At 69.1% G+C, this 20,101-nt stretch carries 17 protein-coding genes; 10 read left to right on the top strand and 7 right to left on the bottom strand.

Annotated elements, in window-relative coordinates; all coding sequences use genetic code 11:
• Positions 1-70 precede the first annotated feature (70 nt).
• The 7 genes from ACJ8AT_RS31930 (at position 71) to ACJ8AT_RS31900 (ending at position 9,175) form a co-directional block, all read left to right on the top strand.
• Positions 71-1,120, top strand: coding sequence for a diguanylate cyclase (locus tag ACJ8AT_RS31930; RefSeq protein WP_407741726.1), 1,050 nt, complete (start codon positions 71-73; stop codon positions 1,118-1,120).
• Between the two features lie 47 nt (positions 1,121-1,167).
• Complete coding sequence (locus ACJ8AT_RS31925; protein WP_407741725.1) at positions 1,168-1,572, top strand: hypothetical protein; 405 nt, start codon at positions 1,168-1,170, stop codon at positions 1,570-1,572.
• Between the two features lie 423 nt (positions 1,573-1,995).
• Positions 1,996-2,796: a hypothetical protein gene (locus ACJ8AT_RS31920; RefSeq protein WP_407741724.1), complete on the top strand. Its 801-nt coding sequence runs from the start codon at positions 1,996-1,998 to the stop codon at positions 2,794-2,796.
• Between the two features lie 11 nt (positions 2,797-2,807).
• Complete coding sequence (locus ACJ8AT_RS31915) at positions 2,808-3,209, top strand: cupredoxin domain-containing protein (RefSeq protein ID WP_407741723.1); 402 nt, start codon at positions 2,808-2,810, stop codon at positions 3,207-3,209.
• Between the two features lie 43 nt (positions 3,210-3,252).
• Positions 3,253-6,204 carry a helicase C-terminal domain-containing protein gene (locus tag ACJ8AT_RS31910; RefSeq protein WP_407741722.1) on the top strand — a complete coding sequence of 984 codons (2,952 nt, stop codon included), beginning with the start codon at positions 3,253-3,255 and terminating at the stop codon, positions 6,202-6,204.
• Positions 6,205-6,336: 132 nt separating this feature from the next.
• Complete coding sequence (locus tag ACJ8AT_RS31905; RefSeq protein WP_407741721.1) at positions 6,337-7,872, top strand: N-6 DNA methylase; 1,536 nt, start codon at positions 6,337-6,339, stop codon at positions 7,870-7,872.
• Complete coding sequence (locus ACJ8AT_RS31900; protein WP_407741720.1) at positions 7,862-9,175, top strand: restriction endonuclease subunit S; 1,314 nt, start codon at positions 7,862-7,864, stop codon at positions 9,173-9,175. Before ACJ8AT_RS31905 ends, ACJ8AT_RS31900 begins: the two co-directional genes overlap by 11 nt.
• Here the strand turns inward: ACJ8AT_RS31900 and ACJ8AT_RS31895 are convergent.
• From ACJ8AT_RS31895 to ACJ8AT_RS31875, 5 genes are all read right to left on the bottom strand, one after another.
• Positions 9,133-9,390, bottom strand: coding sequence for a hypothetical protein (locus ACJ8AT_RS31895; protein WP_407741719.1), 258 nt, complete (start codon positions 9,388-9,390; stop codon positions 9,133-9,135). The genes ACJ8AT_RS31900 and ACJ8AT_RS31895 overlap by 43 nt on opposite strands.
• A 209-nt stretch (positions 9,391-9,599) precedes the next feature.
• A complete protein-coding gene (locus tag ACJ8AT_RS31890) occupies positions 9,600-9,806 on the bottom strand; it encodes a hypothetical protein (RefSeq protein ID WP_407741718.1) in 207 nt (68 codons plus the stop codon).
• Positions 9,807-9,829: 23 nt separating this feature from the next.
• Positions 9,830-10,105, bottom strand: coding sequence for a hypothetical protein (locus tag ACJ8AT_RS31885; protein WP_407741717.1), 276 nt, complete (start codon positions 10,103-10,105; stop codon positions 9,830-9,832).
• A 34-nt stretch (positions 10,106-10,139) separates the two neighbouring features.
• On the bottom strand, positions 10,140-10,874 hold the full coding sequence (locus tag ACJ8AT_RS31880; protein ID WP_407741716.1) for a signal protein: 735 nt from the start codon (positions 10,872-10,874) through the stop codon (positions 10,140-10,142).
• A gap of 4 nt (positions 10,875-10,878) precedes the next feature.
• Positions 10,879-11,610, bottom strand: coding sequence for a HEAT repeat domain-containing protein (locus ACJ8AT_RS31875; protein WP_407741715.1), 732 nt, complete (start codon positions 11,608-11,610; stop codon positions 10,879-10,881).
• Between the two features lie 182 nt (positions 11,611-11,792).
• Between ACJ8AT_RS31875 and alaS the strand changes: the two genes are divergently transcribed.
• Genes alaS through ACJ8AT_RS31860 form a run of 3 tightly spaced genes read left to right on the top strand, consistent with a single transcriptional unit; the run spans position 11,793 to position 17,717 of the window.
• Entirely contained in the window at positions 11,793-14,480 is a 2,688-nt protein-coding gene (alaS, locus tag ACJ8AT_RS31870) for an alanine--tRNA ligase (RefSeq protein ID WP_407741714.1), read from the top strand.
• On the top strand, positions 14,477-15,115 hold the full coding sequence (locus ACJ8AT_RS31865; protein ID WP_407741713.1) for a hypothetical protein: 639 nt from the start codon (positions 14,477-14,479) through the stop codon (positions 15,113-15,115). Before alaS ends, ACJ8AT_RS31865 begins: the two co-directional genes overlap by 4 nt.
• 22 nt (positions 15,116-15,137) lie before the next feature.
• The gene (locus ACJ8AT_RS31860; RefSeq protein ID WP_407741712.1) at positions 15,138-17,717 is read left to right on the top strand and encodes a TIGR02266 family protein; all 2,580 of its coding nucleotides are present in this window, start codon (positions 15,138-15,140) and stop codon (positions 17,715-17,717) included.
• Between the two features lie 45 nt (positions 17,718-17,762).
• On the opposite strand, the gene ACJ8AT_RS31855 is transcribed toward ACJ8AT_RS31860, so the two are convergent.
• Together ACJ8AT_RS31855 and ACJ8AT_RS31850 are read right to left on the bottom strand one after the other, a co-directional pair.
• The gene (locus ACJ8AT_RS31855; RefSeq protein ID WP_407741711.1) at positions 17,763-19,076 is read right to left on the bottom strand and encodes a Dyp-type peroxidase; all 1,314 of its coding nucleotides are present in this window, start codon (positions 19,074-19,076) and stop codon (positions 17,763-17,765) included.
• A gap of 1 nt (position 19,077) precedes the next feature.
• The gene (locus ACJ8AT_RS31850; RefSeq protein WP_407741710.1) at positions 19,078-20,094 is read right to left on the bottom strand and encodes a hypothetical protein; all 1,017 of its coding nucleotides are present in this window, start codon (positions 20,092-20,094) and stop codon (positions 19,078-19,080) included.
• Positions 20,095-20,101 lie beyond the last annotated feature (7 nt).

Below are 20,101 nucleotides of genomic sequence, written 5' to 3'. Positions count from 1 at the left end.
CATTGCCCACCCGCCTGGAGAGAATCCGGGAACGCCCGTGCGGCATGAGGGTTCTTGCGGGGTGGGAACGATGATGCCGGAGAGCAGCGCCAGCAAGAAACCCCCCGAAGGCGGCCGCCGTGCGAGCCCCGCGGGCGAATTGGCCGATCGCACCGTGCTGATCGTGGACGACGATCCGGCGCACGTGCAGCACGTGCGGCAGGGCCTGGCCCCGCACGGCTACCGCTTCCGCGAGGCCCGGGACGGAGCGCAGGCGCTGTCCGCCATCCGCGAGCACCGGCCGGATCTCATCCTGATGGACGTGGAGATGCCGGGCCTGGGCGGAGTGGAGGTGTGCCGCATCATCAAGGCCAACTCGGGCGAGGGCGGCTTCGGCTTCATCCCCGTCATCCTGATGACGGCGCGGCAGGCGGCGGGAAAAGTCGAGGGGCTGGAGCTGGGCGCGGATGATTACCTGGTGAAGCCCTTCGACATGCTGGAGCTGGGCGCGCGGGTGAAGTCCATGCTGCGGCTCAAGGCGCTGCAGGACGCGCTGATCGAGAAGAACCGCGAGCTGGACCGCGCCAACAAGGAGCTGGCCCGCAAGCGCGAGGAGCTGCTGGCGCTCAGCCGCACGGATCCGCTCACCAGCCTCAGCAACCGCCGCTACTTCGAGGAGCGGCTGCAGGAGGAGTTCGCCCGCGCCCGGCGCTACCGCTCGCCGCTGTCGCTGGTGATGCTGGACATCGACTTCTTCAAGCGCATCAACGACACCTTCGGCCACCCGTTCGGGGACGAGGTGCTGCGCGCGGTGGCCCAGGTGACGCGGGCGCGGCTGCGCGAGGTGGACCTGCTGGCGCGCTACGGCGGCGAGGAGCTCATAGCCCTGCTGCCCGAGACGGGCCCCGCGGACGCGCTGCGCGCCTGCGAGCGGGTGCGCGAGGCCATCGAGGGCCTGCAGCTGGACTACCAGGGCACGGACGGGACGAAGCGGCAGGTGCGCTGCACCGCGTCGCTGGGAGTGGCCACTCTCCCCTCCCCCACCCTGCAGGCCCCCGAGGATCTGCTGCGCGCGGCGGACGAATGCCTCTATGCGGCCAAGGGAGCAGGGCGTAACCGCGTCCGCCAGCATGAAGAGTGAGCGCGTGACGCTTTGCGCTGGGCGGGCTTTGGCCTAGATCGTACGTCATGCGCCTGTTCGCGATGCCGCTCCTCGTGCTGGCCCTGCTCTCCCTGGGCGGCTGCAAACCCGCCAGTACACCCGTGGATGCCTACAAGACCTTCGAGAAGGATGTAAGGAAAGGGGACTACAAGGGGGCTTATGCGGCGCTGTCCCAGAGCACCCGGGACATGCTGACGGCGCGCACTCAGGCCCTGAAAGATGCCTCCGGCGGCAGCGTGAAGCCCGAGCCCTACGAGCTCCTCTTCACGAATTCCCCGCTGCCCTCGGCTGTTACGGAAGTTACGTTGGTAAAGGAGGAGGGGGACGTGGCGACCGTGCGCGTGCTCTCCTCGGGTCAGGCCCGCGAGGTGCGATTGGTGCGCGAGGCCTTGGGGTGGAAGATTGACCTATCAGATTCTCTCAAGCCATAAGCCCTTGTGCTCCCCCAGGTCATGGCTATCAGGTAGCGTGAGACCGTGAACGATCGGAAACCACGGCGGGTCGCTCCCGCAGTCGAGGTCATCCGGCGCCCTGCCGCGTCGACGCCGGGCGGCGTGTCGCCCACGTCATCCTCGACCCCGAGTCCCAGCCCCACTCCCACCCCGCGGCCCACCGCGCCCGCGCCGACCCCGAGGCCTCCGGCGGCAGCCGCTCCCGTGGCGGCTCCGCATCCCGCGAGCGCTCCGGTGCCGGCCCCCACGCCGCGGCCCGTCAGCACTCCGGTGCCGGCTCCCACGGCGCGGCCGGTCCCCGGCGTTGCCTCGCCGAGCCCTCGCCCTGCCAGCCCCGGGCCTCGCCCCTCCGGCCCGCCCCGAGGGCCCGGAGCAGGGCCTGGGTTCTCTTCCCGTCCTCCCATGGGCGCCCGCCCGCCCCGAGGCGCCCCGCGGCCTCCCCCCACGCCCGAGCAGATCCTCGCGCTGGCCACGCGCGAGCACGTGCCCGCGCGCATCGCCAAGGGTGAGCTGGAAGGGAAGATGAAGTGCCGCATCTGGCGCAAGCTGCACGCCGAGGAGGCCAAGCGCTTCGATCAGGTGTACGAGCTGATGGGCCAGAACCCGGGGCTCGTGCTGGGCGACGCCTTCGGTGTGGTGCAGAGCGGGATGACCGTCGCCGAGTTCATGGCGCGCAAGGAGCGCACCCAGCGCAAGGCGGCCATCAAGCAGGCGCGCGGCGAGGTGGACAACGCCGCGGTGGCCGAGTTCCTGGCCAGCCTGGTGTCGGCGAAGACGGAGGTGGCGGTGGTGCTCGCCGAGCGGACGGTGCTGGACACGCTCGTGACCGAGGAACCCATCGCCTTCACCTTCGAGCGCACCGGACGGCTGGAGAAGCTCCAGGTGGTGCTGCTGGCGCGCCGGACGGACTGGGACAAGCTGCTGCCCTCCCTGGAGCGCGACCCGAAGCTCACCCAGAAGCCCTCCAGCGTGGCCCGGCAGCCGGACAAGCGCCCGTTCTCTGATCCGCGGCCCTTCCTGCCGCAGGTGGGGCAGCCCGTCCGCCTGGTGCTGCGCAATGGCATCACCTTGATGATGACTCTACAGAAGGCGGGGCGGTTCGATCTGCTGCTGGGTGAGCCCGGGAGCGAGATCTTCGTTCCGCTGCACGCCATCCTGCGCTTCGAGCCCCAGACTCCCGACGAGCCGGCCCCCGCGCCCTGAGACAAGGACCCATGCATTTCTTCTCCAAGATGATCAAGCCGCTGCTGGCCCTGGCGCTGGCGGGGGCGGTCCTCTCGCAGCAGGGCTGCTCCAAGGAGTCCAAGCCGGAGCAGGCTCCCGCGGCGGCGCGCAAGCCTGGAGAGGGCCCTCGCGTCGTCGCCCTGAGCGTGACGGAGAAGGGCTACGAGCCCAGCCCCATCACCCTCAAGAAGGACGAGCCGGTGAAGCTGGTGGTGACCCGGACGACGGAGCACACCTGCGCCAATGATCTGGTGATGAAGGACTACAACATCAACACCCCGCTGCCGCTCAACCAGCCCGTGGAAATCGCGTTCACCCCGACCAAGGAGGGGACGCTCACCTACGGCTGCGCGATGGGGCAGATGGTCAGCGGCACCTTCATGGTGGAGTGAGGCTCGGCCCGACGCCCGAAGGCGGCTAAGCTGAACCCTACCCATGGGCGGCGCGTCGGAGCTCTTCACGCGGCATGTATTTCTCGACCTCGAGACGACGGGGCTTGACCCCCGCGTGGACGAGGTCATCGAGCTGGGCGCCCTCTTCTTCGAGAACGGCCAGGAGGTGCGCCGCATCGCCCGGCTGTACTCGGCGTCCCGGCCCCTGCCCATCACCATCCGCCGGCTGACGGGCATCGATGATGAGCTGCTCGCGGGCAAGCCCCGCTTCGGCAGCGATCTGGCGGAGCTGCGCGAGGCGCTCGCCGGCTGGACGGTGGTGGCGCACAACGCGCCCTTCGAGAAGGGCTTCCTGCCGAAGCTGCTGGGCCCCATCCGCGCTCCGGTGCTCGACTCGTGCGAGCTGCTGCACTACCTGCACCCGGAGCTGTCGAGCCACTCGCTGGAGTCGATGCTGCGGTGGGCGGGGCACAAGCCGCGCACGGCCCACCGCGTGGTGACGGACTGCCTGGCCACGCACGCGGTGCTGCTCCACGCGCTGGACGGCTACATCCGCGAGGGCCGCGCGGACGACGTGGCGGAGCTGCTGAGCACGTTGGATCCCCGCCAGCGCTCGGTGCTGAGGCTGGCCCAGGCCGAGGCGGGTGAGGCGGAGCCGGAGCCGGAGGCTGGCGCCGAGGAGCGCCCGCTGGTGGCGCTGCTGACTCGCTTGTGGGAGGCGTGCCGGGCAACGCCTGTGGCCCTGAAGCTGGAGACGACCGGAGGCTTCCTGCCGGGCCGCGCCGATCGCCTGCGCGCGGGAGGCGCCAAGGCCCCACCCGAGCCCGAGCCTGGGACACCGGTGCAGCCCGTGAAGGCCTCGGAGGTGGCTGCGCTGCTCGGTCCCGGCGGCGCGCTGGAGCGGATGGAGGAGGGCTTCAAGAGCCGGCCCGCCCAGCTCGAGATGTCCCAGGCGGTGGCGCGCACGCTCTCCGAGGGCGGCCAGCTGGCGGTGGAGGCCAGCACGGGGACGGGCAAGTCCCTGGCCTACCTGGCTCCGGCGGCGCTGTTCGCGGCGCGCAACGGGCGCAAGGTGGCGGTGGCGCCCCACACCAAGACGCTGCAGGACCAGCTCATCGACAAGGATCTGCCGAGGCTCCACCGCGCCACGGGAGGCGCCTTCGGGTACGCGCTGCTCAAGGGCCAGACGAACTACCTGTGCCGCCGGCGCGCGCTGGAGGCGACGCTGGTGGAGCCGGGGATGACGCACGAGGCGCGCGCCCCCCGAGCCTACCTGCGCGCTTTCCTGCGGCGCAGCCCGGATGGAGACCTGGACCGGCTGAGCCACTGGTTCCGCGAGCGCTTCCCCCAGCTCAACATGCTGGTGCCGGCGGTGCGCTCGGAGGCGGCGACGACGCTGGGCGAGCGCTGCCCGCACTACCGCCGCTGCTACTACCACTCGGCGGTGGCGCAGGCGAAAGCGGCGGACGTGCTCGTGATCAACCAGTCGCTGGCCTTCGCCTGGCCGCCTCGCTACCCGAAGCTGGATCACCTGGTGCTGGACGAGGCCCACGAGGTGGAGGACGTGGCCACCACGGCCCGCACGCTGGAGCTGTCGGACGCGGCCTTCTTCCGGCTCACCGAGCGGCTGCACGGACGGGACGGGCGGCGGGGCCTGTTCGCCGAGCTGCGGCGGGCGCTCGCGGCCACGAGGCGAGCCGAGAGCCGCGTGCTCATGAGCGAGGTGGAGTCCGCGCTCCAGGCGCTGCTCTCCGCGGGCCGGGAGCTGGGCGATCGGGTGATGGCGCTGTGCGAGCCCGCGGCGGCGCCCAACGAGGACTCGGACGAGGCGGCCTACGCACCGGAGCTCCGAATCACGGAGGCCGTGCGCGCCCTGCCCGCCTGGGCGCCGGTCCGCGACGGCATCCGGGAGGTGCACGGGACGCTGCGAGAGCTGCACAAGCTGCTGTCCGTGCGCGCGCTGGAGGTGTTGCCCGAGCTGGCGGTGCGGCAACCGGCGCTGGAGCGCGAGCTGTCCGGCGCGGTGTCGGAGCTGGCGGATCTCACGGCGCTGGCGGAAGAGCTCGCGGGTGAGCCCTCCGAGGGCCGGTGCTACGCGGCCACGGCGGAGCCCAAGCGGCAGCGGTGGAGCGTGGGGGCCCAGCCAATCGACGTCTCGGCCTTCGTCTCGAAGGACTTCGCGGCGACGAAGCGGGCGCTGGTGCTCACCTCGGCCACGCTGAGCACGGGCCCCGAGAGCCCCTTCGTCCTGCGGCGCCTGGGGCTGACCGGACGGGGCGAGGTGCCCGCGCCTCGGCTGTTGCGAGCCCCCTCCCCCTTCCGGCTGCGCGAGCAGGCGCTCGTCGTGCTGGTCACGGACGCGCCGCGCGCCCACGAGGAGCCCTTCGTGGACTGGGCGGCGATGCGCATCGCCGGGCTCGCCCAGGCCATGGGAGGCCGGCTGCTGGGGCTGTTTGCCTCCACGCGTCGGCTGGAGCGGGTGGCCGCTGGCGTCCAGACGCGGCTGGAGCCGCTGGGCATCGAGGTGCTGCGGCAGACCCGCGGCCACGGGCGCTCGCTGGTGGCTCGGCAGGAGCGGGACGCGGGGACGGTGCTGCTGGGCACGAAGAGCTTCTGGCAGGGCGTGGACATCCCCGGGCGCGGCGTGGGCTGCGTCTTCATCGACAAGCTGCCGCTGGAGCCTCCGTCCCGGCCCCTGGTGGCCGCGCGTGAGGAAGCGCTGATCCGCGGCGGCAGCGAGTACCTGGGCTTCGTCCAGTACCGCCTGCCGAGAGCGCTGCTGCTGCTGCGCCAGGGCGTGGGCCGGCTCATCCGCTCCCATGCCGATCGCGGCGTGGTGGTGATCGCCGACCCCGGCAACCCGAGCTATCGCGCGCAGCTGCTCGATGCGCTCTCCGGCTACCGGGTGGAGGCCCTGCCCTGGGCCCAGGCCCGGCTGAAGCTCCATGCGGAGCTGCGCGAGATGGGGCTCACCGTCGACCCGAACCGCCCGTGAAGACGACTTACTCCCCGTGTCAAGTCTTCCGTGAAATGAAGACTGCTCGCCGAAACACGTGAAACACTGTTTCACGCTGTTAGCGTTGTTGCGTGACAGACTCGTGACGGTTTCCTCAAGGGGGGGAGAACGTTGGCCAGGACATCAGCATCCGCCGATCGAAAGCGGGGCCTCAGGACCCTGGCGCTGGAGGGCACCGGCTCCACGGAGCTGATCAAGGAGCTCTGGCAGGCTGCCGTCACGCTCCGGGGTGCCATCGAGCCGGCCGAGTACAAGCGCTTCGTCCTCCCCCTCATCTTCCTGCGCTACCTCTCGCTCCGAGCCGAGCTCCGCCGGCCCGGCGCCTACCCCGTCCCCAAGAAGGCCCGCTGGAGCGAGCTGCTCGCGCACGCCAGCGATGACGACATCAAGCTCCGGCTCGATGACGCCCTGGAAGCCCTGGAGACGGCCTACCCCGCCAGGCTGCGGGGCCTGCTGCCGAGGATCTACGCCACGTCCCACATGGACCGGCAGAACGTGACGCGGCTGCTCCACCTGTTCTCGCGAGAGATCTTCACCCAGGAGCATGGCGGGGAGGATCTGCTCGGCCGCGTCTACGAGTACTTCATCGGCGAGTTCGCCTCCTCCGAGGGCAAGCGTGGCGGCGAGTACTTCACGCCGGCCAGCATCGTGCGGCTGCTGGTCGCCATGCTCGAGCCAACGCGGGGCATCGTCTACGATCCGTGCTGCGGCTCCGGCGGCATGTTCGTGCAGTCGGACATCTTCGCGAAGCACAGCCGGAAGCTCTCGTTCTTCGGCCAGGAGAGCAAGGAGTTCACCTACCGCCTGTGCCGGATGAACCTGTTCATCCACGGCCTCGAGGGTGACGTCCGCCTCGGCAACACCTACTTCGACGACAAGCACCCGGCGCTGAAGGCCGACTACATCCTGGCCAACCCGCCCTTCAACGACGGCTCGAAAGGCCGCGAGGGCTGGGGCGTGGACGAGATCTCCCAGGCGGATCCGCGCCTGCGGGTTGCCGGGAAGCGGATGCCGCTCGCGCCCCGCAACGCGAACCCGATGTGGATGATGCACTTCCTGCATCACCTCAAGGCGGGAGGCACGGCGGGCTTCGTGATGGCGGCCGGAGAGCTCTCCAACAACCACGCCGGGCGGCTGGAGGTGCGAACGGCCCTCGTCGAGGCCGACCTGGTGGACTGCGTGGTCCAGCTCTCCTCGCAGCTCTTCGCCAACACGCAGATTCCCTGCACGTTGTGGTTCCTCTCGAAGGCCCGCGCGGGAGGACGGGACAGCCGCAAGCGGCAGGGAGAGCTGCTGTTCATCGATGGGCGGGCGCTGGGGGCGCTGATTCCAGGGTCGCGCAAGCAGCGCCAGCTCAGCGACGCGGATGTGGAGCGCGTCGCCTCCGTCTACCGCGAGTTCCGCCGCACCGGCCGCCCCAACGAGGTGCCAGGCTTCGCCCGGGTGACCGGCCTCCAGGAGATTCGAGCGCAGGGCTATGCGCTCACCCCCGGGCGGTACGTGGGGGCCGCGGATGTGGAGGACGCCGAGGACTTCGAGGAGAGCCTGCCGCGGCTGACCACTCAACTGGAGCAGGAGCTCACCCGAGCCACGGTGCTGGACGAGCGGCTGCGCGCACTGGTGAAGGAGCTCAACCGTGGCTCGTGAAGGCAAGGCCTTGCCGCTCAGGGACATCTGTGAGTTCCGAGCCGGAGTGGGCTTCCCGCTCCAGTTCCAGGGGCGCCGCCGGGGCGAGCTGCCGTTCATCAAGGTCAGCGATCTGAACCGCTCGGGCAATGAGCTGTTCATCTCTCGCGCCGAGAACTGGGTGGACTCCGAGGCCGCCGCCACGCTGAGGGCCCGGCCTGTCCCCGCCGCCTCGGTCATCTTCGCGAAGATTGGCGAGGCGATCCGTCAGAACCGCAAGCGGCTGACCACCCGTCCCACGCTCCTCGACAACAACCTGATGGCGGCCGTTCCCCGCGAGGGCGTGGACCCCGGCTTCCTGTACTACCTGCTCTGCACGCTCGACTTCGAGGAGCTGATCGAGGGCTCGGCGTTGCCGTACCTCAAGACTTCCGTCCTGGAGGAGATCCAGGTGCGGCTGCCTCCGCTCACAGCCCAGCGACACATCGCCGAGAGGCTTGGAACCCTCGATGAGCGCATCGAGCTGGCCCGGCAGCTCAACCGCACGCTGGAGGCGCTGGCCTCGAAGCTGTTCCAGGCCTGGTTCGTCGAGTTCTACCCCGTCACGGCGAAGTCCGAGGGCCGGAGACCCATCGGCCTGAGTGACGAGGCCGCCGCGCTGTTCCCCAGCGAGTTCACCTCGACGGATGACGGCCCCCTGCCCAAGGGCTGGCGCTGGGGAACGCTCGGAGACGTCGCCCGGCAGGTTCGGGCGCGCGCGCGGCCGGGAGAGCTCGAGGCCTCAACGCCCTATATCGGCCTGGAGCACATGCCTCAGCGCTCCATTGCGCTCGCGCAGTGGGGCACGGCCGCGCAGGTACAGAGCCAGAAGTTCCGATTCCGCCGGGGGCAGTTGCTGTTCGGCAAGCTGCGCCCCTACTTCCACAAGGTGGGGCTCGCTCCGGTCGATGGAGTCTGCTCGACCGACATCGTCGTGGTGGAGCCCCAACGAGAGGCCTTCCTCGGCCTCGTGCTCGGACACCTGTCCAGCACCGAGTTCGTCACCTTCGCCGACGCGGGCTCCGATGGCACCCGGATGCCCCGCACGAGCTGGGAGCGCATGTCCCGCTACCCCATCGCCCTCCCCGACGAGCAGTGCGTCGAGGCGTTCGACCAGCTCACACGGCCCCTCTTCGACAAGCTGCTCGCCAACATCCATGTGGGCCAGACGCTGGCAGCACTGCGCGACCGCCTGTTGCCTCAGCTCATCTCTGGCGAGTTCCAGGTTCTGGAAGCCAAGTCTCACAGCACATTGAGCACGCGCCCGCGTCCATCAATCGCGTAGACGGCACCCGCATCCATCAGCATGACTTCAGGCTCGATGCCACAACGAGCCAGGTTCGGAAGAAAGCTGACGAAGTAGAGATCGTCATTCGCCTTCAGCACCGTAACGTCATAGACATCCCGGCGAGCCAGACAGTGCGCCAGTCGCTCATCGCTGGAGGTCGCCTTCACTCCTGGGGGCATGAATTCGTGCCTGGCGATTTCAAGCGCCGCCATCGTTGGGCCATCCAGGTGAATTCCCTCTGCGTAGGAATTTGGGAAGACCACCTTCTCAGCCTCTTGGGGTGGCGCTCGCTCCGCCTTCGGGAGTTTGTAGTATCCGAAGTAGGAGCAACCCGTCAGCAGACTGGAGCTGCAGCAGCAGACAATGACAAGCAGCGCCCTCATTGTGACCACCTCTCAACGGAGTACGTGTATTCAACCGATCAGGGCAACCAATCTTTTCCTTCAAACATCTGAAAATCACCGGAATCGGTGGAGACCTGACCAATGGGGTTCCATTTCCCCTCACGTAGAGCTGCCACGATGCGCGTGGCATAGTTGTAGCTGTACGCTCTGCACTCTCCAGATCTTTCGCGATAAAACAAAAACAACTCGCGCTGGAAGACACGGCCTGTTTTCTTGTCAGCCACACGAGGCGGAATCCAACGACCTTTCAAGTCTCCAGGCGAGAATTGTCGATTCTGTAGTAATGAACCGCGCAGTACTCCGACCCCTCGTTCCCACCTGATGCACCGCCCTGGCTGGTCATGATCTCGCAGGCTCGCGCCCCCAGTTCTTCGGTCGTCTTGAACGGACCGGCCAGTGGGCCATCGACCTGAATGCGTTTATCCGGCAGGCGACGCGCCCGGACGTTGGGGTTGGTTCCGCACCCCAGCAAGCCTTCCAACAGCAGTCCCAGCACCACGATCCAACCAAGCCTTGTGGGCATCGAGCCTCCCGTCAGGTGCCCGAGCGCGAGCGTGTCACAGCCGGGCTTTGATGCGGGACTCCAGCGTACGCAGGTCGTCGAGCCACTCGCCCTTGGCGCCCTCCTTCTGCGCGCGCTCCAGGGCGTGCGAGAGCACCAGCATGTCATCCTCGTTCTGCTTGCGCAGCACGTGCACCATGCCCCGCGTCGCGTCGAAGATGTCCTTCAGCTCGTCCGTCTCGCGCAGCCCGTACGGCGGCGGGCGGATCTGCCCCGAGGCCACGTCCTTCACCATGCGCCGGATGCGCATCAGCGGCCCGGCCACCCGGTGCGTCAGCATGATCGTCGTCAGCGAGACGAGCACCAGGAACCCCGCCAGCGTCCCTATGAACACCAGCCACGTGGTCTGCTGTCGCCGCACCAGCTTCCCGCGCTGCTCCAGGATGGCCGCCTGTTCGGCCTCGTAGCGCTCGTCGATCTTCTTCGACGCTCTCTCCAACTGCGCCACGAAGACCGGATCCCCCATCTTCTGGATCAGCTCGTTGGACAGCGCGGCGTTGGACAGCTCGTGGCTGACCTCCGCGGCGCGCGAGCGGGCCTCCAGCGAGTTGCTGGCCTCGTCCAAGAGCGCCAGCGTGTTGCGGTACAGGAACACCCCCAGCAGCGCCCCCACCAACACCGTCACCGTGACGAGGTACGCGGCGAACTTGAGCTGAAACTTCGGCTCGAGGAGGAAGTTGCGCCACCGGCGCTTCTTGCTGCCATCCTGATCAGAGTGTGGGGTAGCCATGGGTTCAGGTGCTCCACTCAAAGGTTTGCGCGACCTCCTGGATGGCCTTTGGGACCAGCGCCTTCAGGAGATCCGCCGGGGCGGCGCCGGTGGCCTGCACTTCTACCTGACCGAGCAGCGCCAGACCCGGATAACTGAGGCACACCAGTGCAATGCGCAACCCTCCGCTCTCCGTGTTCTGGATCTGCGCGCTCAGCCGGTAGCCGGAGATGCCGTACTTCTTCAGGACTCCCTGGGCCGCCTTCTTCGGCTCCTTGGGCGGCGCCAGCAGCGCTCCCGTCAGGATCAGCTTCCGCTTGAGCCGCTCCTCGGTGATCTTCACCAGCTCCGCCGGCAGCGAGCCCGTCTTGTCCTTCACACCCTCGAAGTCCACGTAGAGGTGCGGCGGGCGAGCCTTGAAGTCCTCCAGCGCCTTGATGGCCTCGCGGATGGCCACCAGCGTGGCCGCGTCCGTCTCCTTGTGCTTCTTCAGACAGTCGATCGCGGAGACCTCTCGCAGCGTCGCCAGCCCCTTGGCGGCGGAGGCCCTCACCAGCTCGCTCACGTCCTCCAGGCCCGTGCACAAGGGCTGGAGCGCCTCGGGCTCCTCGGTGACGCCCAGCCCCAGCGCCGCCTGCGAGCGGGCGCGCGGATCCTTGCCCTTCTCCAGTTGCTTCGTGAGGAAGGCTACGCGGGCATCCACCTGCGCCAGGGCAGGCATGGCCAAGAGCAGGAGCGCAACGAGCAGCAGCCGCATGGGGTGGCAGAAGACTCTAGCCCACCCCGCGCGGCGGCTGGAATGAATGATCTCGCAGACTTCCCTACCCCACCCGGGGCCAGGGCCTCCCAGCACCCAGAGGGCGCTCGGCTGCTGGCCCGGGGGGCTCAGGGTCAGCAAGAACTCCTGCGAGGCGTCCTCTTGTGGCATATACCCACACCATGCCTTCCGCTCTAACGGCTTCCCAGATTCGCGAGGCGTTCCTCAAGTTCTTCGAGGAGCGCGGCCACCGCCGCATCGCCTCCTCCTCGCTCGTCCCCCAGAACGATCCGACGCTGCTGTTCACCAACGCCGGCATGGTCCAGTTCAAGGACGTGTTCACCGGACGCGAGAAGCGCGACTACACCCGCGCCACCACCTCGCAGAAGTGCGTGCGCGCCGGTGGCAAGCACAACGATCTCGACAACGTGGGCTACACCGCCCGGCACCACACGTTCTTCGAGATGCTCGGCAACTTCTCCTTCGGCGACTACTTCAAGAAGGACGCCATCGCGTACGGCTGGGAGTTCGTCACCAAGACGCTCGGGCTGGACACGAAGCGCCTGGCCGTCACCGTGTTCAACGGCGAGGGCGGCATCCCCTGGGACGAGGAGGCCTTCGAGCTGTGGGCCAAGCAGGGCGTGCCGCGCGAGCGCATCTACAAGCTGGGCCTCAAGGACAACTTCTGGGCCATGGGCGACACCGGCCCCTGCGGCCCGTGCTCGGAGATCCACTTCCACCAGGGCGATGACATCCCCTGCGCCGAGGTAGCCGCGGGCCGGCCGTGCCAGGGCGTGGCGTGCGACTGCGACCGGTGGCTGGAGATCTGGAACCTGGTGTTCATGCAGTTCGAGCGCAAGGAGAAGGACGCGCCGCTCATTCCGCTGCCCAAGCCGTCCATCGACACGGGCGCGGGCCTGGAGCGCATGGCATCGGTGGTTCAGGGCAAGCGCTCCAACTACGACACGGACCTGTTCCAGGGCATCCTCTCCAAGGTGAGCGAGCTGGTGGGCAAGCCGTACACGCAGGAGGGCGGAGCCTCCATGCGCGTGATCGCCGACCACAGCCGCGCGGCCGCGTTCCTGATCTCCGACGGCGTGCAGCCGTCCAACGAGGGCCGCGGCTACGTGCTCCGCCGCATCATGCGCCGCGCCATCCGCCACGGCTCGCTGCTGGGCCTGGAGGACGTGTTCTTCTTCAAGGTGGTGGACCGCGTCATCGAGCTGATGGGCGACGCCTTCCCCGAGCTGCGCGAGAGCCGCACCTTCACCCTGGAAGTCTCCCGCCACGAGGAGGAGAGCTTCCGGCGCACGCTCAACCGCGGCCTGAAGATGATCGACGAGGAGATCGCCCGGCTGAAGGAGACCGGCGGCAAGGTCATCTCCGGCGAGGCGACGTTCTTCCTCCACGACACGCACGGCTTCCCGTGGGATCTGACGCAGATCATCGCCCGCGAGCGCGGCTTCGACGTGGACGTGGAGAAGTTCAAGGAGATCATGGCCAACCCGCGCGGCGCGGGCGGCGGCAAGCTCACCGATGAGAAGGCCATCGGGGACATCTACCTGAAGCTGCTCGAGCGGCTGGGCCCCACCGAGTTCCTGGGCTACGAGGGAGAGGGCCACGAGGGCGAGGGCTCCGTGCGCGCCATCGTCAAGAATGGCCAGGAGGTGCCGCAGGCCTCCGCGGGCGAGACGGTGGAGCTGGTGGTGGATCGCACGCCCTTCTACGGCGAGTCTGGCGGCCAGATTGGCGACACCGGCCGCGTCGTCGGCCACGGCGGCAAGTCCGAGGCGCAGGTGCTCGACGCGCAGCGCCCGGTGCAGGGGCTCACCGTCCACAAGGTGGAGGTGAAGCAGGGCACCTTCAAGCCGGGCGACATGGTGCAGGCGAGCGTGGACGGCGAGCGGCGCAAGGCCATCCGCGCGAACCACTCGGCCACGCACCTGATGCACAAGGCGCTCAAGATGGTGCTGGGCGACCATGTGAAGCAGGCCGGCTCCGTGGTGGCGCCGGACTACCTGCGCTTCGACTACTCGCACTTCGCGGTGCCCGCCCCCGAGCAGCTCGAGCAGGTGGAGGACCTGGTCAACGGGTGGATCCGCGAGAACGCCGAGTCCCAGACGCGCCTCATGAAGCTGGACGAGGCGAAGAAGTCCGGCGCGGTGGCCATGTTCGGCGAGAAGTACGGCGAGACGGTGCGCGTCGTCACCGTGCACCCGCAGTCCACCGAGCTGTGCGGCGGCACGCACGTGCGGCGCAGCGGTGACATCGGCCTGTTCAAGATCGTCAGCGAGAGCGGCATCGCCTCGGGCGTGCGGCGCGTCACCGCCGTCACGGGCGTGGGCGCGCTCCAGTACCTGCGCGAGACCGAGCGCGAGCTGCGCAAGGCGGCCGATGTGCTCAAGACCAACCCCAAGGAGCTGGTCAAGCGCGTCGAGGCCACCCAGAAGCGCGTGAAGGAGCTGGAGAAGAAGGTCGAGGAGGTCGCCGTGAAGGCGCAGACGGCCTCCAGCAAGGACCTGCTCGATCAGGCGCGCGACGTGAATGGCATCAAGGTGCTGGCCACGCGCGTGGATCCGGCCGACGACAAGGTCTATCGCGGGCTGGCCGATCAGCTCCGCGATCGGATCCGCTCGGGCGTCATCGCCATCGCCGGGGAGAAGGACGGCAAGGCGCTCATCCTCGTGGCTGCGACCAAGGACCTGGTGGCCAGGGGCATCAGCGCCGGAGATCTGGTGCGCGAGATGGCCAAGGAGGTGGGCGGCAAGGGCGGTGGCAAGCCCGACATGGCCCAGGCTGGCGGCCCGGATGCATCCAAGCTGCCCGCGGCGCTCGACAAGCTGTACGAGCTGGTGAAGGCCCGCGCATGAGCTGGCGCACCTCTCTCTCCCCGCTGCTCCTGGCGGCGGCCCTCGTGTGGGGCTGCTCGAAGGAGGAGGCTCCGCCCCAGCAGGAGGATCGCACGCTGGCCAAGCTGCGCGCCGAGGCGGACCGCGTGGGAAAGGGAGGTGCTCCCTCGGGCCCGCCTGTGCGCAACACGGCGCCCGCGGATCCCAACGCGACCCTCGCGGACCTGGCCACCGCCGAGACCGAGGGCGCCGGGCACAAGCTGCGCCTGCCCGAGCCCAATGACACCCAGCACGTGGACACCGTGGCCATGAAGCTGACGGGCCTGGAGTCCTCCCACTCGGTGAAGGGAGGCAAGCTGAGCCTCACGACCGAGGAGCTCTTCCTCCGCGTGCAGCTCATCGCCCAGAACGTGGGCCCGGCCCCCGCCACCGTGGGCTTGGAGGGTGCTCGGTTGGTGGATGGGAGTGGCAAGGAGTACAAAGTGGCTCGGGATGCGCAGATCGCCGCTGGCACGCGCGACCTGCGGCACACCTGGGCTCCCGAGGAGCGCACCGAGGTGGTGCTCTTCTTCGAAGTTCCCCCCTCGGCCCTCGACTCCGGCCTGACGCTCGTGCTTCCGGCGACCAGCGGGGACGTCCGCCTCGCGCTTCGGTGAGCTCCCCGTGAGGCGGTGAACGGTGACGGTCGCGCCCAAGCTCCTCCCGCTGCGCATCCGCCTCCCGTACACCACGGAGGAGGAGTTCATCGATCGCTACGGGTCGAACCTGGGGCGCGGGGGCGTGTTCATCGCCACCCGGGCGCTCAAGGAGGAGGGCACCGGGCTCGCCTTCGAGTTCATCCTCGCGGACGGCACGCGGGTACTGCGCGGCGAGGGTGTCGTCGTGAAGGCCCAGGTGGATGAGGGCGGCGGGCGCTCGGGCATGACCGTGCGCTTCACGAAGCTGGATGCGCCCAGCAAGGCGCTCATCGATCGGGTGGTGGCACGGCGCACCGGGGAGCCCGCTTCGGGGGCAGAAGCCAGCACGCCACGCGCCGAGCCTCCTGCGCAGTTCGAGGCCTCCCCACCGACACCGGCTCCGGCCCCGCCGCCCGCGCCGGTTTCGACTTCGGCTCCATCGCCAGTCCGGAGTGCACCGCCGCCGCAGCCCATGGCCCCGCCTCCGGGAATGGTTCGCCGGACGTCTCAGGCTCCCAACTCAGCGGCCGCGCCGTCGGCCCCACCTCCTGTCGCCACGCCCGCCTCCGAAGCGCCTCGGCCGCTCAAGGCTCCGACGGTTCGGATGTTCGCGATCCCTTCATCGCCGCAGCCTGCCCCTTCCACCGCCGCTCCGGCCGCAGCGCCCGTGCCCCCGCCTCCCGCGGCACCGGCTCCTGCTTCCAGCGCGGCACCCTCCACGCCTCCACGCCCCGTCGAGCCAGCCCCCACCGCACAGGCGCTCTCACCTCCGGCGCCTACGGCTGCGCGGCCGGCCCCCGTTCCCGTCAAGCCTGGGCCTGCGGTCCCCTCGTTGCCGCCTGAGCCTCGCTCGCAGGAGACGTCGGCGCCCCGTCCCCCATCCACGGAGACACCTCGCGCCGAGGCGCCTGTTCCTCCGCCAGCGGAAGACTCGCGCCGAACCCCCGAGCCCAAAGGGCGCCGGAGGACCGTGCTCGACGTGCCGGTCGTCGCTCCCGCCGCGCCCTCCGTGCCCGAGGTGGTGCTCGGCATCGACGTGGGCACCACGCAGGCCCGCGTCGCGGTGTTCCACGAGGGAACAGTCCGGCTCATCCCCATGGGAGACTCCGAGACGAGAGGGATTCCCTCCGCGCTGGCCGTGGATGCCGCGGGCCAGCTCCTCGTTGGAACGGCCGCGCTCTCCGAGGCCGAGCGCGCTCCCCGCCACGCCGCCGTCGGCCTCAAGCGTCTGCTCGGGCTGCGCGCGCGTTCCCCACGGCTGCGCAGCTTCGTGGGGCTCCCCTTCCCCGTCGTGCCGGACCCACGCGGCGACGCGGGCATCGAGCTGCGTGGGCGCGTCATCCCCCTGACGGACTTCGCCACCCAGCTCCTGCGCGAGCTCAAGTCCGCCGCCAGTACGTTCCTGGGCCGCGAGGCGACTCGCGCGGTGCTCTGCGTCCCCGCCTACTTCGATGCCCGTCAGCGCGCGGCCCTGCGCGAAGCCGCCGAGCGAGCCGGGCTCACCGTGCTGCGTGTGCTCAACGCGCCCGCCGCCGCGACCCTCGCCTACGGTCATGGCCGGGGGCTGGCGCGCAAGCGTGTCCTCGTGGTGGATCTCGGCGGAGGCGGCTTCGAGGCCTCCGTCGTCCAAGTTACGGGCGATGACCTCGAGATCGTCACCACGGGCTGTGATCCGACCCTGGGAGGCATGGACTTCGACGCGCGCATCGCCGAGGCGCTGTTGAGCGAGCTCCGGGCGCAAGGCTCGTCCACCTCCGAGCAGCCGCTCGACTGGGGGCCGCTGCGCGCCGCGGCCGAGTCCGCCAAGGTGACCCTCAGCGAGCAGGAGCAGACTCTCGTCCGGCTCCGAGAGGGCGCCGGCCCTACCCTCACTCGCGAGCGCGTGGAGGCGCTCACCGCGGATCTCGCGCAGCGTGTGACGGAGGCCACCCGAGAGGTGTTGGAGTCCAGCTCGCTCACGCCCCAAGGGCTGGACGCCGTGGTGCTCGTGGGAGGCCAGGGCCGGGCTCCGCTTGTGAAGCGGCGGCTCGAGGAGAGCCTCGGGGTGCCGGTGCGCTCGGATGTGGATCCGCTCGGGGCGGTGGCCTTGGGTGCGGCGCTGCTGGGCCACTCGTTGCTGGAGATCGAATCCGGCAAGCCGGGCGCCACCGTCTCGGATGTGCTGTCCGTTCCGCTGGGCGTGGCCGAGCGCGGGGGCCCCCTCCGCCGGGTCTTCGAGCGCAACACCCGCTTGCCCGCGGACAAGACGCTCGTCATCCCCGTCACCCCAGGGCCGCTCTCGCTGGCCATCTTCCAGGGAACCTCTACCCTCGCCTTGGAGAACGAGTACCTCGGCGCGCTCCACTTCCAGCTCGAGCGCGCGGGCGAGGCGGAGATCCACTTCTCCCTCTCCCAGGATGGCATCCTCTCGCTGGCGGCCACACTGCCCGGCTCGAAGCGCCAGCCGGCGACGCTCGCCACGGAGGAGCTCGATGACGCGGCCCGAGAGGGCCTCATCACCCGCTCGCCCTTCGCCACCGAAACCAAGGAGAGCCCTACCGGCCTCTTCTCTGGGCTGCGCAAGCTGTTCGGGAAGCGGTAGGCGCCAGCGGAGCTGGGGCTGGGCTGAACGAGGAGACCGCGGCGTTCAGGTCCGCAGGTCCGCCAGCCACCGCAGAGCGCGCAGTCCGGGCATGAGGCAATACTCTCCTCCGCGCGTGACCACGAACCGCGGAAGGCCTTGAAGCCGCCTGGCGATGGGCCGCCTCGGGAATGAGAACACGCCGGTTCCGGAGTTGGCCCCGGCCAAGGGGTCCTTCGCATCGCCCAACCCTAGAAACTCACCGCCGTTGATCCACTCCGATTGCACGAACTCGAACTGCCGTCCGATGTGCGCGCCGACGAAGGCGAACATCAACCCTCGATCGGCGCCGTCGTCCTCGAGGACACCCTCGGGCAGCTCGGGTCCATAGGCGGTTCCGCGCCGGATCATCCGATGGAGCCGGACCACGCCAGCGACGGACGCGTCACGGGGGTTCGCTCGCCGGACGTGCGACGCGGGAGGCGTCATGTACCCGGTCGGGTCATCCGAATAGAGGAAGTCATTGCTGCGCCGCGGATCGGCGCCCAGGTTGGAATCGTCGTGGTGAGGGCACAGTGCCAGCGGAGCGCCGCTCCGCCACCGCCCCATCATCTTCGCGGCCAGGAGCTCCTCGTCCTCCGGGCTGCTCGAGTTGTCCTTCATGTACTGCCTGAAAGCGGCCACACGCTGATGAAGCTTGCGGAAGACGATGTACGTTCCATTGCGGCCCAGGACGTCGGGCTGGGGCATCGGGGGCAAGCTGCCCGTCTCGTCGGGGTAGCCGAGGACGAACTCACCTGCTTTGAGCGGTTCCTCGCGGGGATTGCTTCCCGGAATGCCGCTACCCTCGATGGCCGGGTGACTGATGCCATCCCTGAACCCGAACGGCTCCTTTCCGGTGCTCAGTGCGTGGCAGTCCTGACGCCAGATCGCCTCGATGCCACCCAGCTCTCGCAGGGCCTTGTGCGCGCGCCCCAGCGCGGCGTCGAGCTGAGCCTGGTCCGGCGAGAGAGCCGTCAGCACGACGTGGACGTCTCTCGTGCCCAGCGGCGATTCCCAGTGCTCGGGGCTGCTCTCGCCGACGTCTCCCAAGGCCTTCGCCCGGGCGGCCATCCCCTGCCGGAACTCCCACGCGAAGCTGTCCAGGGAGTCCTGCGGTACTCCCAGCGCCTCGAGCCCGTGATACGTGAGCGCGACGCTGACCCAGCAATCGGCACTCGGGCTGGCCGGATGGGCAGCCGAGGCCACCACCGAGCTGAGCCGCTCCATCAACTTCCGTCCCGCGCTCCGGTCGTCGATGCGGAGGATGATGTAGGTCGCAACATACGGAGAAGGCCGGGGCCGCAGCACTCCGCTCTGAATGTCGTCCAGTTCAAGCATGTCAATGGGCCGTGGCGAGGTTCTTCCAGAAGCGCTCGAGGCTCTCGTCCGCTCCGAACAAGGTGCTGAAGATCGTGGAGTCGGCCACCAGCACATCACCGGCCCTGCCGCCGCCCGGCGGCACCCACACCAGCGCGTTGAACTCGGTGTTCCCCGCGTTCGTGAAGGGATGGGGCTTGCTCAGATCGATCGGCTGCCTGGCCAGAACGTGGATCGAGCGGGAGTCCTCCGTCGTGACCGCGTAGTGCGGCAGGTGCATGTGGAAGTTGAAGTTCTGGACTCCGGTGAGCCACCCGCGCGTGTCCAGGTCCTTCAACACCGTCAAGGGGGCGCTCCGGTTCGTCCCTTTGACGACGGCGGGGCGCAGGCCCCATCGATTCTCGACGGGGATTCCCAGCCCCTTCATCAACGAGCGCGTATAGCCGCCGAAGCGTTGCTGCCGAGGCACCAGCGCGTCGCCATGGTGGGCGTACTCGAGAGTGCGCTCCTTCATGTCCGGTGAGTGCCCGACGTCGTGGTGTGGGCCGATCACCAGGCAGGTGCCCTCGCGCCCAAGGAACGCGCGAACCGCTTCGATCTCCTCCGGGGCGGCGACCTGCTCGGTGACGTTGTGGTCCAGCCCGAAGACGAGCAGCGTATCCGCATCGTCGAGGACTCGCTCGTCGAGCGGCAGGGTGAAGCCCGCCTGGTCGACTCGCTGAAACATGGGGACCCCGTGCCCGGTGATCTCCTCGACCACCTGCTGGAACTTCACCCACGCCCAGAAGAAGAGCTCCAGGGAGCCCGAGATCCCTTGCTGGAACCTCCGCGGGTCCGCCCACTGAGGGGTCTCGTAGTCAGGCCAGAGCGCCCGGCGAACCTCGGTCATCGTCGAGAACCGATTGTCCAGCTCGGTCGGATCTCGATTGGCTTCTCCAGGGTAGCTCCAGGACGTGTAGACGCTGACACGCCGGTGACTTCTCGAGTATTTCCGCGGCGAGTGGTTCTGGTTGTACGTTCGCGCGGGCGTTTTGCTCATGACAGCC

This window comes from Hyalangium sp. (genome assembly GCF_045802625.1).
Classification (GTDB): Bacteria; Myxococcota; Myxococcia; order Myxococcales; family Myxococcaceae; genus Hyalangium.
Note: the sequence above shows the minus strand (reverse complement) of the source record. Positions and strands in the feature narration are given on the sequence as shown.

Bases quoted from the DNA above. Each gene is read 5' to 3' on its own strand.
- ACJ8AT_RS31930 (WP_407741726.1), top strand. From the start codon at position 71: ATGATGCCGGAGAGCAGCGCCAGCAAGAAACCCCCCGAAGGCGGCCGC.
- ACJ8AT_RS31925 (WP_407741725.1), top strand. From the start codon at position 1,168: ATGCGCCTGTTCGCGATGCCGCTCCTCGTGCTGGCCCTGCTCTCCCTG.
- ACJ8AT_RS31920 (WP_407741724.1), top strand. From the start codon at position 1,996: ATGGGCGCCCGCCCGCCCCGAGGCGCCCCGCGGCCTCCCCCCACGCCC.
- ACJ8AT_RS31915 (WP_407741723.1), top strand. From the start codon at position 2,808: ATGCATTTCTTCTCCAAGATGATCAAGCCGCTGCTGGCCCTGGCGCTG.
- ACJ8AT_RS31910 (WP_407741722.1), top strand. From the start codon at position 3,253: ATGGGCGGCGCGTCGGAGCTCTTCACGCGGCATGTATTTCTCGACCTC.
- ACJ8AT_RS31895 (WP_407741719.1), bottom strand. From the start codon at position 9,390: ATGGCGGCGCTTGAAATCGCCAGGCACGAATTCATGCCCCCAGGAGTG.
- ACJ8AT_RS31885 (WP_407741717.1), bottom strand. From the start codon at position 10,105: ATGCCCACAAGGCTTGGTTGGATCGTGGTGCTGGGACTGCTGTTGGAA.
- ACJ8AT_RS31880 (WP_407741716.1), bottom strand. From the start codon at position 10,874: ATGGCTACCCCACACTCTGATCAGGATGGCAGCAAGAAGCGCCGGTGG.
- ACJ8AT_RS31875 (WP_407741715.1), bottom strand. From the start codon at position 11,610: ATGCGGCTGCTGCTCGTTGCGCTCCTGCTCTTGGCCATGCCTGCCCTG.
- alaS (WP_407741714.1), top strand. From the start codon at position 11,793: ATGCCTTCCGCTCTAACGGCTTCCCAGATTCGCGAGGCGTTCCTCAAG.
- ACJ8AT_RS31865 (WP_407741713.1), top strand. From the start codon at position 14,477: ATGAGCTGGCGCACCTCTCTCTCCCCGCTGCTCCTGGCGGCGGCCCTC.
- ACJ8AT_RS31855 (WP_407741711.1), bottom strand. From the start codon at position 19,076: ATGCTTGAACTGGACGACATTCAGAGCGGAGTGCTGCGGCCCCGGCCT.
- ACJ8AT_RS31850 (WP_407741710.1), bottom strand. From the start codon at position 20,094: ATGAGCAAAACGCCCGCGCGAACGTACAACCAGAACCACTCGCCGCGG.